10 protein-coding genes and 2 rRNA genes (1 of these 12 cut by a window edge) are annotated in these 15,032 nt (G+C 57.2%); 1 reads left to right on the forward strand and 11 read right to left on the reverse strand.

Translation table 11 applies throughout. The features are described 5' to 3' along the window. Window positions 1-18: 18 nt before the first annotated feature. The 3 genes from C3938_RS03720 to C3938_RS03730 are packed head-to-tail and all read right to left on the reverse strand — an operon-like array spanning window position 19 to window position 2,655. Entirely contained in the window at window positions 19-366 is a 348-nt protein-coding gene (locus C3938_RS03720; RefSeq protein WP_105101895.1) for a hypothetical protein, read from the reverse strand. Window positions 367-385: 19 nt separating this feature from the next. Further along, on the reverse strand, window positions 386-1,012 hold the full coding sequence (locus tag C3938_RS03725; RefSeq protein WP_233998633.1) for a lysophospholipid acyltransferase family protein: 627 nt from the start codon (window positions 1,010-1,012) through the stop codon (window positions 386-388). Window positions 1,013-1,071: 59 nt separating this feature from the next. Then, on the reverse strand, window positions 1,072-2,655 hold the full coding sequence (locus tag C3938_RS03730; RefSeq protein ID WP_105103209.1) for a peptide chain release factor 3: 1,584 nt from the start codon (window positions 2,653-2,655) through the stop codon (window positions 1,072-1,074). Window positions 2,656-2,785: 130 nt separating this feature from the next. Between C3938_RS03730 and C3938_RS03735 the strand changes: the two genes are divergently transcribed. Then, entirely contained in the window at window positions 2,786-4,573 is a 1,788-nt protein-coding gene (locus C3938_RS03735; RefSeq protein WP_105101896.1) for an aminopeptidase P family protein, read from the forward strand. Between the two features lie 27 nt (window positions 4,574-4,600). Here C3938_RS03735 and C3938_RS03740 read toward each other — a convergent pair whose 3' ends face one another. The 8 genes from C3938_RS03740 to C3938_RS03775 form a co-directional block, all read right to left on the reverse strand. Continuing rightward, entirely contained in the window at window positions 4,601-5,638 is a 1,038-nt protein-coding gene (locus C3938_RS03740; RefSeq protein WP_105101897.1) for an alpha/beta hydrolase, read from the reverse strand. Between the two features lie 52 nt (window positions 5,639-5,690). Next, window positions 5,691-7,061, reverse strand: coding sequence for an MATE family efflux transporter (locus C3938_RS03745; RefSeq protein ID WP_105101898.1), 1,371 nt, complete (start codon window positions 7,059-7,061; stop codon window positions 5,691-5,693). Between the two features lie 274 nt (window positions 7,062-7,335). Further along, on the reverse strand, window positions 7,336-7,773 hold the full coding sequence (rimI, locus tag C3938_RS03750) for a ribosomal protein S18-alanine N-acetyltransferase (RefSeq protein ID WP_105101899.1): 438 nt from the start codon (window positions 7,771-7,773) through the stop codon (window positions 7,336-7,338). 95 nt (window positions 7,774-7,868) lie between these two features. After that, entirely contained in the window at window positions 7,869-8,642 is a 774-nt protein-coding gene (locus C3938_RS03755; RefSeq protein ID WP_105101900.1) for a hypothetical protein, read from the reverse strand. Window positions 8,643-8,662: 20 nt separating this feature from the next. Next, window positions 8,663-10,198, reverse strand: a complete 1,536-nt coding sequence (locus tag C3938_RS03760; RefSeq protein ID WP_105101901.1) for a 2-isopropylmalate synthase — start codon at window positions 10,196-10,198, stop codon at window positions 8,663-8,665. Between the two features lie 555 nt (window positions 10,199-10,753). After that, on the reverse strand, window positions 10,754-11,233 hold the full coding sequence (locus C3938_RS03765) for a glutathione peroxidase (protein WP_105101902.1): 480 nt from the start codon (window positions 11,231-11,233) through the stop codon (window positions 10,754-10,756). Window positions 11,234-11,949: 716 nt separating this feature from the next. Next, window positions 11,950-12,065, reverse strand: a 5S ribosomal RNA gene (gene rrf, locus C3938_RS03770). Window positions 12,066-12,272: 207 nt separating this feature from the next. After that, window positions 12,273-15,032, reverse strand: a 23S ribosomal RNA gene (locus C3938_RS03775) (it continues 123 nt past the right edge of the window).

Here is a 15,032-nt window from a genome sequence, read left to right on the forward strand (position 1 = left end):
TTGGATTTGTTGTAGGGCTTATTCAGTATCACTTTGTGACGGCAGCGACAGCAGTCGCTCACGCACATCCCGCAATTTCTGCAGGCCGACATCGGAAAACAGATAGGGCGGTGTACCGGTGTACTCGTCTTCTTCGATTTTTATGCATTCCAGGCGCAAGCGTTCCAGCGGCGGGTCGTGCCGCATCGGGTAACTGATCAGCACCCGCCACTCGTTGTCGTCCGCCTGCCCGGTAATCACATCTTCCAGGCCCTGCTGAAATTGCGCACGCTCCATACGGAAACGCGGTGTGCGCATATGCATCAGGCCCCAGACGATCAGGGAAAATACAGCGAAGGAGAGACACAGGGTGATTACGATGGTCACTGATGCTCTCCTCCGGCACTCAGTCGCGCTCGCCGAGGTCGGTCTGGTTTTCCGGGTTGCGGCCGCGGTATTTACTGAAACGATGCTGGATTTCCCGCATATCCTCTTCCAGATCTCCGGTGGGATGATACAGCGAGTCTATACAGATGCGCTTGGTGGGAAAGTCCCATGCTACCAGCAGAATGGGTACACCCGCGGCGTTGGCAATGCGCAGGAATCCATTTTTCCACTTCAGCGCTTTCTTGCGGGTGCCTTCCGGCGTGATCGCCACCCACATTTTTTCATTCTGCTTAAACTGGCTCGCCACCTGTTTGGCCATTCCCCCGGCCGCCGAGCGGTCGGTGGGGATTCCACCCAGAGCCATGAACAACCCTTTGAACGGGAAGAAGAAAGCCTCCTTCTTCATCATCCATGAGGCCTTGAGCTTGAGCGCCATGATGAAAGGCATGGCCACGACAAAGTCCCAGTTGGATGTGTGCGGAGCCAGCGCCACCATCAGTTTCTTTTCCGGCGGGAAATTGCCATCAAAGCGCCATCCGAGCAGTTTTACAATCAGCAGGCCAATACTCTGGGTAAGCCAGTTGCCCACCCTCGGCATTTCTTCCGGAAGGTCCGCGGGAATGGTTGTTTTCTTTTCGGCTGTCACTGCAAAAATCTCTTTTCTTTCCGCATTTTCGTTTCGGTGCCGTACGCTTGGGAAAACGATCAGTGTTCACGGGTGGCGTAGAAGCGAATTTCCTTGTGGCGTTCTTCCGCCAGCTGCAGGTTGACCCGAGTCGGCGCCAGATAGGTCAGGTGCCCGGAGCCATCCAGTGCCAGATTGATACTGGCCTTGTTCTTGAACGCTTCCAGCTCCTTCGCACTGTCGCTGTCGACCCAGCGCGCGGTATTCACATTCACATTTTCGTAAATGGCTTCGACCTTGTACTCGTCCTTCAGGCGATAGGCCACCACTTCAAACTGCAGCACCCCCACCGCACCAACAATGATGTCGTTGTTGTCCAGCGGGAAAAACACCTGGGTGGAGCCCTCTTCCGACAGCTGTTGCAGACCTTTCTGCAGCTGCTTCAGCTTCAGTGGATCCTTGAGGCGGATGCGCCGGAACAGCTCGGGAGCAAAGTTCGGGATACCGGTAAATTTCAGGCTTTCACCCTCGGTAAAGGTATCACCAATCTGAATGGTGCCGTGATTGTGCAGGCCGATGATATCGCCGGCAATGGCCTCTTCTACATGGGTGCGGTCGCCGGCCATAAAGGTGACCGCATCGGCAATTTTCACATCCTTGCCGATGCGCACATGTTTCATTTTCATACCGCGGCTGTAGGTACCGGAGCACACACGCATGAACGCGATGCGGTCCCGGTGTTTCGGGTCCATATTCGCCTGGATCTTGAACACGAAACCGCTGAATTTTTCTTCCGACGGCGCCACGGTGCGTTCGTTGGTCTCCCGCGGCTGCGGGCCCGGCGCCCACTCCACGAAACCGTCCAGCATTTCGCGCACACCGAAGTTGCCGAGCGCGGTACCGAAAAATACCGGCGTCAGTTTACCCACACGGTACTCATCCAGATCAAACTCATGGGTGGCGCCGCGCACCAGTTCAATCTCATCACGCATATCGTCGGCGTATTCCCCCAGCAGCGCGGTGGCCTCCGCAGAGTCCAGCCCCTGGATCTGGATGTCATCCGGGATGGTGTGACCCTGCCCCTGTTTGAACACGTGAATGGTGTCGGTGTAGAGGTTGTACACGCCCTTGAAGTTCTTGCCGGAACCCAGCGGCCAGTTGATCGGCGCCGCCTTGATGTTCAGCACCTCCTCGATCTCATCCATCACTTCGATGGGGTCGCGGATATCCCGGTCCAGCTTGTTGATAAACGACAGGATCGGCGTGGTGCGCAGGCGGCACACATTCATCAGTTTGATGGTGCGGTCCTCGACGCCCTTGGCGCCGTCGATCACCATCAGCGCGGAATCCACCGCGGTGAGTACGCGGTAGGTATCCTCGGAGAAGTCCTCGTGTCCGGGGGTATCCAGCAGGTTGACCACGCGCCCCTTGTAGGGGAACTGCATGACAGATGAGGTCACGGAAATACCGCGCTCCTGCTCCATCGCCATCCAGTCGGAGCGCGCGTGCGGCCCCTTCTTGCCCTTCACCGAACCCGCCAGCTGGATGGCATTTCCGAACAGCAGGAGCTTTTCGGTCACCGTGGTTTTACCGGCGTCCGGGTGGGAGATGATGGCGAAGGTGCGGCGGCCGTTGATGCCCGCCAGGGAGGAGGATTGACCCATAATGCAAAAATACGGCTGGATAAAAAACAGGCGCGCATTATACACGCCGGCACACGCCTCTGGAGCCTGTTAGACTGCAAAATCTGTCGCGAAACCAGCAGGCAAATCTTCACGATTCAAGAGGTGAACAATGAGTCAGGGACGTCTAGGGGCACTCCAGCAAACACTGGCTGATCAGCAGGTGCAGGGATTCCTGATCCCGCGCTGCGACGAATACCAGAACGAATACGTACCCGCCTCCGACGAGCGCCTCGCCTGGCTTACCGGCTTTACCGGCTCCGCCGGTCTCGCCGCCGTGGCCCACAACCGCACAGGCCTGTTTGTCGACGGCCGCTACACCCTGCAAGCCGCACAGCAGATCGGCAGCCAGCCCATCGAGCAGGGGAACCTCGCACCCGCGGATATCGCCGACTGGCTGTGTAAAGCACTGCGGGAAGGAGACACCCTCGGGTACGACCCGCGTCTGCACACCGAACCCGGTCTGGCGCCGCTGAAAAAGCGGCTCGACGAGTGCGGCATTCACCTGCGCGCACTGGACGCCAATCCGGTCGATGTCATCTGGAACAACCGCCCCGCCGCGCCCTGTGGCCCCGCGCGCCCGCATCCTTTGACATTTACCGGCGAAGATTCCGCCAGCAAACGCCAGCGCATCGCCGCACAGCTCACCGAAAAAAAACAGGACGCCCTGTGGCTCGCCAATCCGGAGGTATGTGCCTGGCTGTTCAATATCCGCGGCAGCGATATCCCCCACCTCCCGGTGGCTCTGTCCATGGGCTTCCTGTACCGGGACGGCAGCGCGGTACTGTATTTCGCCGAAAGCGCTACCAGTGACGCCCTGCGCCAGCACCTCGGTCGGGAGGTCGATATCGTGCATGACAAGGCGGAACTGTTCGCCGCCGCCGAGCGCCAGCATGTACAGAAGGTGTGGATCGATCCTCTGCTGACTAACTGCTGGACGATGCACGAACTGCGCAACCGGGAAATGCATATTCTGCAGGAGCGCGATCCCATCACTTTGGCCAAGGCGCGCAAGAATGCCGTGGAACTGGAGGGTAGCCGCGCCGCACATATCCGCGACGGTGCCGCCCTGTGCGAGTTCCTCGCGGAACTGCCGGCCGCGGTCGCCGGCGGTGCTCACGACAGCGGTTTCGGTGAACTGGAAGCGGTGAATTTATTGCGCGGCAAACGCGAGTTGCGGGAAGGATTTACCGACGACAGCTTCGATTCCATCTCAGGCTATCGCGGCAACGGCGCCATCGTGCACTACCGCGTGAGCCCCCAATCGAGCCTGCCGATGCGCGCCGAGGGCATTTATCTGATCGACTCCGGTGGCCAATATCCCGATGGCACCACCGATGTCACGCGCACCGTAGTGCTGGGTGAATTTCCGCCACAAGCGAGGGAGCATTTCACCCGGGTCTTGAAGGGACACATCGCTATTGCCGCCCTGCGCTTTCCCCAAGGCACCTGCGGCGAACAGATCGACGCTTTCGCGCGCAAGGCCCTGTGGGATATCGGCCTCGATTACGCCCATGGTACCGGGCACGGCGTCGGCAGTTTTCTGAGCGTGCACGAAGGGCCTCAGCGCATCGGCAAGGCCAGTACCAATGTGGCACTGGAGGCGGGCATGATCGTCTCCAACGAACCGGGGTTCTATCTCACCGGTGAATATGGCATCCGCATTGAAAACCTGGTTTTCGTGAAAGAAAGCCAGAACTACCCGGGCTTTCTGGAATTTGAAGAGCTGACGATGGCCCCCATCGAGCGCCAGCTGATTGATCCGGCGCTGCTCAGTGATGGGGAACTGGATTGGCTGAACCGCTACCACGAGAAAGTGCGGGAGACACTAATGCCTCTCGTCAATGAGCAGACCAGGGACTGGCTGGCGATGGCAACGGCACCGCTGATAAGAAACTGACCTATACGCTGAGGGTATGCGCCACAATTACTGGGACGCGTCCCGAATTTGCAGCCTGCCCTCACCCGGCGCCATCTCATCAGCGGTATCATGCAGTGCGGATTGACTCTGGCTCTCCGCCCAAAACGGCAGCATTGCAGCCAGTACCCGGCGGCTCACTTCCGGTTCCAGTGCATGCCCCATCCCCGGAATCGCCACAAATTGCGCGTTGGGAATCTTCTCTGCAGTATCGCGGCCGTGATCCGGTGGCAGCAGCGGATCGCTTTCTCCGTGGATCACCAGCGCCGGCACATCAATGGTCCCGAGCAGGTGCGAGCGATCACCACTGGCGAGAATGGCCTGGAACTGTCGCACGATGCCGGGACCATAGCTGCCGCGATTCATTACGCGTTCCGCCAGTTGGCGGGCATTCTCTTCCGCAAAATACTCCGGCGAGCCGATGGTACGTGCGATGGTCACGCGGTTGGCCAGCTCCTGCTCGCGGCTGAGACCAGACTTGGCGCCCAGCGTCAGCGCGGAAACTGCCTCTGGTTTGGACTCGGTGAGATGGGGCGCCCCGGAACTCGACATGACCGAGGTGAGCGTGAGCACCCGCTGTGGATATTCTGCCGTGAGCACCTGCGCAATCATGCCGCCCATGGACGCACCCACAATATGCGCGTGGCGGATGTGGAGCGCATCCAGCACACCTATCGCGTCCGCGGCCATGTCTTCCAGCGTATAAGCCGGCTCCGGGGTAAAGCCGACTTTGGCCCGCACCAACGTCCACCACACCGGCGGCGCGGACAGGCGATAGAATTTCTGCGACAGCCCGGCGTCACGATTGTCGAGCAGCACCACCCGATAGCCCTGATCGAGCAGCCCCTGCACCAGGGTATCGCCCCAATGCAACATCTGCGCGCCGAGCCCCATGATCAGCAGGACCGGCTCGCCGTCCCGTGGCCCCATATCCTGGTAGGCGATGGCGGTTTCATTGACAGTGGTGAAATGGATCGGATAACGATCGAACGGGCTCTCCTGTGCACTCAGATTCCCCGCCTGCAATGCCCCCCATCCGATGATCATCCAGCATGAGACTCTCCGCACAACAGATATCCACATACACAGCCTCTCGAATTTATTTCGCCACCACATGTTCAAGCTCCCCCACGCGCACTCCCAGGTAACGGCGCAGCCACCACCAGGCCAACGCACCAACCGCCAGGTTGGAAATCACCGTAGCCACAAACAGCCCGTGGATACCCCAGAAATGATTGCCCAGCCAGGCGAGCGGCAGGTACAACCCGAGTACACGCAGAAATGAAATGAATGTACCCGGCAAAGGATGACCGAGACCATTGAACGCCGCATTGGCGGACATCACAAAACCGTAGCCGGCGTAACTGAGCGGTACCAGACTGAGGTAGGCCACCGCCACCGCCAGCACCTGCGGGGAATCGCTGAACAGCGCCACCAGCTTGCCGCCCACCAGCCACAGGGCCAACGCAAGACCTATCCCAAAAACAATACTGAAGCGCGCCAGCACCGACACGGTCTGCAGCAGGCGATCCTGCCGGTGCGCTCCCGCATTCTGCCCCATAAACGGGCCGACGACAGAGGAGAGCGCGTAAAACACGATCAACGCCACCGGCTCGATACGCAGTGCCACCCCAAGCCCCGCCACCGCCTCCGCACCGTGACTGGCCACCAGCGCCACCACCACGCCACCGGACATGGGGATGATCACATTGGTGGCTATCGCCGGCAGGCCCACCGCAAGCAGCGTGCGCCACGAATTTTTCAGCTCCGACCAGCGCCAGCTCGGTACACCCAGAATCTGCTCCCGTCGTACCAGTACGTGGAGTGCGATGGCAAAGCTGAGTCCGCGAGCGATTACCGTCGCCAGTGCGGCGCCCTGCAGCTCCAGCCGCGGGAATCCGTAAAGGCCGAAAATCAGCAGCGGATCGAGAATCAGGTTGAACAGCGCCACCGCCATCAGGATACGACCGGTAAGCGCGCTGTTACCGATCGCGCGCAGAGCCGACAAGGCGACCATCGGCACCACCGCAAACAGCGCGCCCAGATACCAGGGCACCATGTAATCCGAAATCAGTGGCAACAAGCGCTCCTCCGCGCCCAACAAGCGGAACAGGGGATCGATAGTCGCGAGCCCCACCGCGCTGACCAGCACGGCGATGACAAGGGCCAACAGCGTGGCATCGCTGACCAGTTGCTTAACACGCGCCATGTCGCCACTGCCGTATGCCCTCGCCACCGCCGAAGACGTCCCCGCACCGAGCCCGATGGCCAGTGCATTGATCACCATCACCACCGGAAAGGTGAAACTCATCGCCGCCAGCGGCCCGTCTCCCAGACGCGCAACAAAGTATGTATCCACCACGTTGAACGACATGGTCGCGAGTATGCCCCAGACCATGGGCAGAGCCAGGCGCTGTAGGTGGCCGGAGACGGAACCGTCAAGTAACGAGGGATGCTTGCTGAAGGCCATGAAGTGTATTGCGACGTATTGCGAGAGACCCGTGAAGGCGTGAAGCGCGAGGCCCTCGCACCGCGAGAGCCAAAATTTGAACGACTATTCTAGGCCCTGCGAGATCCGATTTCGACGGGTGCAATGAAAGAAAGCGATAGACGGATGCTACAAAAGGACTGCGGGATTACCGCAGCCCTCCATCTCCAGAAGATGCCACTTGGCGGTTCCGGGATACCGGCAAGAGCGAATCAAAACTGCCATTCGACTCCCGTGTAGGCCGGCTGATTGGAAATCAACGGTAGAGACTCATCAGCAGTGCGTCCTCTCGGCCGCCATCCGCCTTGGGGTAATAATTCTTGCGGCGACCGTCTTCTGAAAAACCGAGCTTGTGGTATAGCGCCCGCGCGGGTCGGTTGGATGCGCGCACTTCCAGCAGTACCCGCGCCACGTCTTCCGGTAGGGCGGAAAAAATCTGCTGCAGTAGGCTCGCGCCCACGCCGCGGCGCCGCCACTCCGGTGCCACGGCAACATCGAGCACCTCCACTTCGTCGAATACCCGACTGACCACACAGCAGGCGGCAATTGCGCGTTGATCGGTACGGAAAATCCAGCATTGGTGGCCGGACTCAAGACTGTCGCGATATTGCCCGGCACTCCAGGGATGACTGTGGGCACTGCGCGCCAGCTGCGCCAGTGCGTCGCAATCCGGCAGCGCCGCCTTCTCCAGCATCAAACCGGATATCGATTCAGAATTGGGGAGGTGTCCGGAAGATGGAGGGGTCACCACATGAAGTCCATGTTCAGTATTGGCGAGGTAAACAGGTGTCAGCGCCGGGTCTGCTCGGGGTAGAGCTTGCGCAGCAATTGCCACACGTCACGCTTGCGCAGGGGCTCGCTCAGCATTTCAGAAAGGCTCGGCATGGCAATCAATTGCACCCCGTTCCAGTCCGCCACGTCATTTTCGAATACTCGCGGTGCACAGTAGTCGCGGGCCTGCTGCCCCATCAGCCAGATGGACTTGGCCGGCCTGCGGGATACCGCCGCCTCCAGCCAGCTGCTGCAGGTATCGCGGGCCTCGGCGGCGCCGGCCGCTGCGGCAAACGGGTTTTCGGCCAGCGGCCATCGGAACTTGTCGCGCGCGGTCGGCAACTGGTGCCAGTCCAGTGCGCGGGCGATATTGCCAAACAGGGACTCCACCGGCAGCGCACTGCCCGGCTCGCGGCTGTCGACCGCCAGTACCTCCTCCCCCAGCCACCAGCAGCTCAGTACAAAAGGGTTGATCTGCGGCGACGGTACAACCGGTTCCGGCTTGGCTTGCGCATGCGGCGCGCGGGTTTCGGTCGTGATACTGCCAATCACCCGGCTGATTTCCGGCACGGGTTCCGGGCGAGCCGGCCGTGTAGACTCCATTGCTGGAGGCGCGGACGCTGCGCCAACCGCAGCCATAATGGCGGCAGCCGGCGCCACCTCTGAAGTTTCCTCAACGGCAGGCGGTAGTTCTGCCTGGGTCGACTCGGGGGCCAGTGGCAGATGGAAGCGCGGCATGTAGCTGGTTATGCCCAGTGCCGTCAGGTATTCCGTCCGCTGTAATTCGTTCACATCTGGCCCCGTTTATCCGTTCAAACGCCTTCCGGCTTGCTGCTTTTACTGGCGAGCAAGTTTAATGCATCCAGATACGCTTTTGCGGATGCCACCAGAATATCGGTATCTGCACCCACGCCATTGACCAGTTTGCCATCGCGCTCAAGGCGCACGGTAACGCTGCCTTGGGAGTCTGTCCCCTGGGTCACTGCATTCACCGAGTAGAGTTTAAGATCCGCATTGCTGCCCACCACCGACTCAATCGCCTTGAAGGTGGCATCAACCGGACCACTGCCCTCGGCGCTGCAACGAGTGTTCTCTCCGTCGATCACCAGCTCAAGGCGGGCCTGCGGATTGCTGCCACTTTTACTGCGCACTTCGAGATCCGCCAGCTGGTAGTGCTCCACTGGTTCCGCGGCACCGGAAATCAGAGATTGAAGGTCTTCGTCAAAAATTTCGTGCTTCTTGTCCGCAAGATCCTTGAAACGCTGGAACAACACGTTGAACTCTGCGGGATCGGCAAAGGTCACACCGAGTTCCTCGTAACGAGCTTTAACGGCCGCACGACCGGAGTGCTTGCCCAGTACCAGGCGGTTCTGGCCCCAACCCACATCTTCCGCGCGCATGATTTCATAGGTTTCGCGGTGCTTGAGCACACCGTCCTGGTGAATACCGGATTCATGCGCAAAGGCGTTGGCGCCCACGATCGCCTTGTTGGGCTGCACCGGAAAGCCAGTGATTGACGACACAAGGCGCGAAGTCGGCACGATATGGGTGGTATCAATTCCCGTTTCGACCGGGTAGAGATCGTGGCGGGTGCGGACCGCCATCACGATTTCCTCAAGGGAGGCGTTACCTGCACGTTCGCCGAGACCATTAATGGTGCACTCCACCTGCCTCACACCGTTCATCACCGCAGACAGCGAGTTCGCGACCGCAAGCCCCAGGTCGTTGTGACAGTGGGTAGAGAAAATCGCCAGATCGGAGTTGGGCACATTTTCGATAACGCGCTTGAACATGGCGCCGTACTCGCCGGGTTCGCCGTAGCCCACGGTATCCGGAATGTTGATCGTACCGGCCCCAGCCTTGATCACGGCTTCGATAATGCGATACATGAATTCCGGTTCGGAGCGGCTACCGTCCTCCAATGAGAATTCCACGTCGTCAGTAAATTGGCGCGCGGTTTTAACGGCCTCTACTGCCTGACGTAATACGTCTTCCGGCTCCATCTGCAACTTGTATTTCATGTGGATGGGAGACGTGGCAATGAACGTATGGATTCGCGCAGAGTTGGCCTTCTTCAACGCCTCACCGGCGCGGATAATATCCGGACCAACAGCGCGAGCGAGACTACATACCGTGGAGTCTTTTACCGTCTCCGCTACCGCCTGTACTGCTTCAAAATCACCCTGGCTGGCAATCGCAAAGCCCGCTTCGATCACATCCACTCGCATGCGCTCGAGCATGGTGGCGATCCGGACCTTTTCCTCCTTGGTCATGGAGGCGCCAGGGCTCTGCTCACCATCGCGCAGGGTCGTATCAAAAATGACTAATTTATCTTTTTTAGTGTTCATCGGGACTCTTCTCCTAGTCTGGCCCGAGGCTAAACAGCAGAGGGGCTGCTGTCTACGCACTGCCTGAATTAAGTACGGAATTCTGTCGAGAGATATGGGGATAAAATTATATGCCGCAGTGCGGCAGTCGTAGCGGGCCAGCTAGTAGCGGAGAAGCAGCAGAGTTTGCGACGGAAAGAAAAATTCCGGAGCAAAGGAAAGCAGGTGTATCTGGAACGCCAGGAGAACAGGAGGCGACTCGCCTTCCGACCGGCACTATCGTGTTGTCTGGGATAGCGGGAAACATGTCTGCAGCTTCAATAATCTGTTTGATTGAATACAAATACAGCGAAACCCTCGTGAGGTTTCTGTGAGCGCCGGGAGAACTTGACCCAGCGTCACGTACGCGACTATAAGCCCGCCCCAGTGTTGCATCAAGATCCATCCTATTTAAAGCACACAATTAGACATATTTCGCAAAAACTGCAGCACAAAGAGTAAACTATTGAAACATTTATCCTAATTTAAAAAATCCGCAACGTTGTAATTTGCCCCCCAAGTGAGCCCTATGTGAGCTCACAACAGCTTCTCTATATCTGATGTCAGAGCCTCGGGTTTGTCTTTTGGTGCATAGCGTCCCACTACATCACCATCCCTGTTCACAAGGAACTTGGTAAAGTTCCATTTGATGCCTTCAGTCCCCAAAATCCCGGGGGCCGCTTTTTTCAATGACGAAAACAGCGGGTGGGCATCTCCGCCATTCACATTCACCTTGGCATATACCGGAAAGCTGACGCCGTAGTTGATAGCACAGAACTCCTGGATTTCAGCATCACTTCCCGGCTCCTGCTGACCAAACTGGTTACAGGGAAAGGCCAGTACCACCAATCCTTTTTCACGGTACTCTCGATACAGATCTTCAAGCCCCTGGTACTGCGGAGTAAACCCGCACTTGCTTGCGGTATTTACAATCAGCAACACCTTGCCTTTGTGCTCCTCCAGTGTGGTCTGCTTTCCATCACTGGTGAGGAAAGGTATCGAATAAAGGTTTGTCATTTGGAGGTCTCTCGCTTTTGGAAGAGATCAAAACTACTTGTGTGTGGTTTGAATGGCAAATCAGTATTCTGGAGTTTCTTGCGTTTCTTTGGTCCGGACCTTTTGTCGAAATCATTTCGGCCGTGAATGTGAATTGTTTTTACAGGAGTTTTTTGGGTTATACACAGGTAGATTACTCACAGAAACACTGGACAGACTTGGGGATAAGTTTGGGATATCGGGTGTGAGGCCCGTGGTTGTTGGGCTTGGGAAAGCGTTTAAAAAAGCGTCGGTGGTGCGCTGGTATCCGCGGGTATAAAGAAAGCCCTGAGCGCGCTGGCGGTCAGGGCCTTTTTGCTTTTGTTCGTTGGTCGTGCCGATGGGGAGCTCGATGACCTACAGTGGGTGTCGAGCTGCGCTCGCCATCGCTGCGCGACGCCCGCTGGGCGCCCCAAGCTTTGCACCGTTGGTGCATGGCTTGTCACATGGCAGCGCGTTGCGCTGCGAGGTAGTGTCGGGCGCAAAAATAAAAAAAGGGCCACCCGTTTGGGTGGCCCTTTCTTTTATTTAGAAGCCTGACAAACGGCAACGCCGTTTGGACTGCCGCAGGCAGCCCGGAGGGTGAGAGCCTTTGGCTCGAATCACCGTGACCTTTTCGCGAAGCGAAAATGCAGGTCATCGGCAGGCGTAAAAGAAGAAAGGCCGTACAGTCTCCTGTACGGCCTTTCGGATTAGAAGCCTGACGATGACCTACTCTCACATGGGGAAACCCCACACTACCATCGGCGATGTTGCGTTTCACTTCTGAGTTCGGCAAGGGATCAGGTGGTTCCACAACTCTATTGTCGTCAGGCAAACTGGCTTGGGTTGGTGCTGGTCTTACGGGCTGTGCCCTGCGCTACCTGTTATCGCTGTTTGCCTGGTCGTTTAGACCGGCGATAACCCCAAATACTTCGGCGAAACATTCTGTAGTAATACACCGCAAGTCGATCTCTTGCGAGAAGCTTGCACGTCTCTCGATTGCTTACACAATCCGTTCGTTAGTAACCATCTCTGTTGTATGGTCAAGCCGCACGGGCAATTAGTACTGGTTAGCTCAACGCCTCACAACGCTTCCACACCCAGCCTATCAACGTGGTAGTCTTCCACGGCCCTTTAGGGGACTCAAGGTCCCAGGGAGATCTCATCTTGAAGGAGGCTTCCCGCTTAGATGCTTTCAGCGGTTATCCCGTCCGAACATAGCTACCCGGCAATGCCACTGGCGTGACAACCGGAACACCAGAGGTTCGTTCACTCCGGTCCTCTCGTACTAGGAGCAACTCTTCTCAAATCTCCAACGCCCACGGCAGATAGGGACCGAACTGTCTCACGACGTTCTAAACCCAGCTCGCGTACCACTTTAAATGGCGAACAGCCATACCCTTGGGACCGGCTTCAGCCCCAGGATGTGATGAGCCGACATCGAGGTGCCAAACACCGCCGTCGATGTGAACTCTTGGGCGGTATCAGCCTGTTATCCCCGGAGTACCTTTTATCCGTTGAGCGATGGCCCTTCCATACAGAACCACCGGATCACTATGACCTACTTTCGTACCTGCTCGACATGTCTGTCTCGCAGTCAAGCGCACTTATACCATTATGCTCATTGCATGATTTCCGACCATGCTGAGTGCACCTTCGTACTCCTCCGTTACTCTTTGGGAGGAGACCGCCCCAGTCAAACTACCCACCATACACTGTCCTCGATCCGGATTACGGACCAGAGTTAGAACCTCAAACATACCAGGGTGGTATTTCAAGAATGGCTCCACAGGAACTGGCGTTCCTGCTTCAAAGCCTCCCACCTATCCTACACAAGTAGGCTCAAAGTTCAGTGCAAAGCTATAGTAAAGGTTCACGGGGTCTTTCCGTCTAGCCGCGGGTACACTGCATCTTAACAGCGATTTCAATTTCACTGAGTCTCTGGTGGAGACAGCGTGGCCATCGTTACGCCATTCGTGCAGGTCGGAACTTACCCGACAAGGAATTTCGCTACCTTAGGACCGTTATAGTTACGGCCGCCGTTTACCGGGGCTTCGATCAAGAGCTTCGCTTGCGCTAACCCCATCAATTAACCTTCCGGCACCGGGCAGGCGTCACACCCTATACGTCCACTTACGTGTTTGCAGAGTGCTATGTTTTTAATAAACAGTCGCAGCCACCTGGTCACTTCGACCGGCCTCAGCTTAAGGAGCAAGTCCCATCACCAAAACCGGCGTACCTTCTCCCGAAGTTACGGTACCATTTTGCCTAGTTCCTTCACCAGAGTTCTCTCAAGCGCCTTGGTATTCTCTACCTGACCACCTGTGTCGGTTTAGAGTACGGTTCGCAATTGCCTGAAGCTTAGAAGTTTTTCCTGGAAGCAGGGCATCAACCACTTCGTCTCTTAAAGAGACTCGTCATCAGTTCTCAGCCTTAGGGGACCGGATTTGCCTAATCCCCCAGCCTACGACCTTAAACATGGACAACCAATCGCCATGCTGGCCTAGCCTTCTCCGTCACTCCATCGCAGCAATTGCAAGTACAGGAATATTAACCTGTTTCCCATCGACTACGGCTTTCGCCCTCGCCTTAGGGGCCGACTAACCCTGTCCCGATTAGCGTTGGACAGGAACCCTTGGTCTTCCGGCGGGGGGGTTTTTCACCCCCCTTGTCGTTACTCATGTCAGCATTCGCACTTCTGATACCTCCAGCAAACCTCACAGTTCACCTTCAACGGCTTACAGAACGCTCCTCTACCATGCTCATAAGAGCATCCGCAGCTTCGGTTACCAGTTTGAGCCCCGGTATATCTTCCGCGCAGGCCGACTCGACTAGTGAGCTATTACGCTTTCTTTAAAGGATGGCTGCTTCTAAGCCAACCTCCTAGCTGTCTGGGCCTTCCCACATCGTTTCCCACTTAACTGGTATTTGGGACCTTAGCTGGCGGTCTGGGTTGTTTCCCTTTTCACGACGGACGTTAGCACCCGCCGTGTGTCTCCCGCGATTGCACTCCTCGGTATTCGGAGTTTGCATGGGGTTGGTAAGTCGGGATGACCCCCTAGCCCAAACAGTGCTCTACCCCCGAGGGTGAGACGCGAGGCGCTACCTAAATAGCTTTCGAGGAGAACCAGCTATCTCCCGGCTTGATTAGCCTTTCACTCCGATCCACAGGTCATCCGCTACTTTTTCAACAGGAGTCGGTTCGGTCCTCCAGTTGATGTTACTCAACCTTCAACCTGCCCATGGATAGATCGCCGGGTTTCGGGTCTACTGCCTGCAACTAAACGCCCTATTAAGACTCGATTTCTCTACGGCTCCCCTATGCGGTTAACCTTGCTACAGACAGTAAGTCGCTGACCCATTATACAAAAGGTACGCAGTCACAGGACGAGCCTGCTCCTACTGCTTGTACGTATACGGTTTCAGGTTCTATTTCACTCCCCTCTCCGGGGTTCTTTTCGCCTTTCCCTCACGGTACTGGTTCACTATCGGTCAGCTGGGAGTATTTAGCCTTGGAGGATGGTCCCCCCATATTCAGTCAAGATAACACGTGTCCCGACCTACTCGATTTCACTCAATGTGCCTTTTCGTGTACGGGGCTATCACCCTGTATCGCGGAACTTTCCAGATCCTTCCACTAAGACATAAAGAGCTTAAGGGCTAGTCCCCTTTCGCTCGCCGCTACTCAGGGAATCTCGGTTGATTTCTTTTCCTCCGGGTACTTAGATGTTTCAGTTCCCCGGGTTCGCCTCACATAGCTATGGATTCACTATGTGATACCCGCAAGCGGGTGGGTTTC

Origin of the sequence: Microbulbifer pacificus (genome assembly GCF_002959965.1) — a bacterium.
GTDB classification, from domain to species: domain Bacteria; phylum Pseudomonadota; class Gammaproteobacteria; order Pseudomonadales; family Cellvibrionaceae; genus Microbulbifer; species Microbulbifer pacificus_A.

Bases quoted from the DNA above. Each gene is read 5' to 3' on its own strand.
- C3938_RS03730 (WP_105103209.1), bottom strand. From the start codon at position 2,655: ATGGGTCAATCCTCCTCCCTGGCGGGCATCAACGGCCGCCGCACCTTC.
- C3938_RS03735 (WP_105101896.1), top strand. From the start codon at position 2,786: ATGAGTCAGGGACGTCTAGGGGCACTCCAGCAAACACTGGCTGATCAG.
- C3938_RS03740 (WP_105101897.1), bottom strand. From the start codon at position 5,638: ATGATCATCGGATGGGGGGCATTGCAGGCGGGGAATCTGAGTGCACAG.
- C3938_RS03745 (WP_105101898.1), bottom strand. From the start codon at position 7,061: ATGGCCTTCAGCAAGCATCCCTCGTTACTTGACGGTTCCGTCTCCGGC.
- rimI (WP_105101899.1), bottom strand. From the start codon at position 7,773: ATGCTGGAGAAGGCGGCGCTGCCGGATTGCGACGCACTGGCGCAGCTG.
- C3938_RS03760 (WP_105101901.1), bottom strand. From the start codon at position 10,198: ATGAACACTAAAAAAGATAAATTAGTCATTTTTGATACGACCCTGCGC.
- C3938_RS03765 (WP_105101902.1), bottom strand. From the start codon at position 11,233: ATGACAAACCTTTATTCGATACCTTTCCTCACCAGTGATGGAAAGCAG.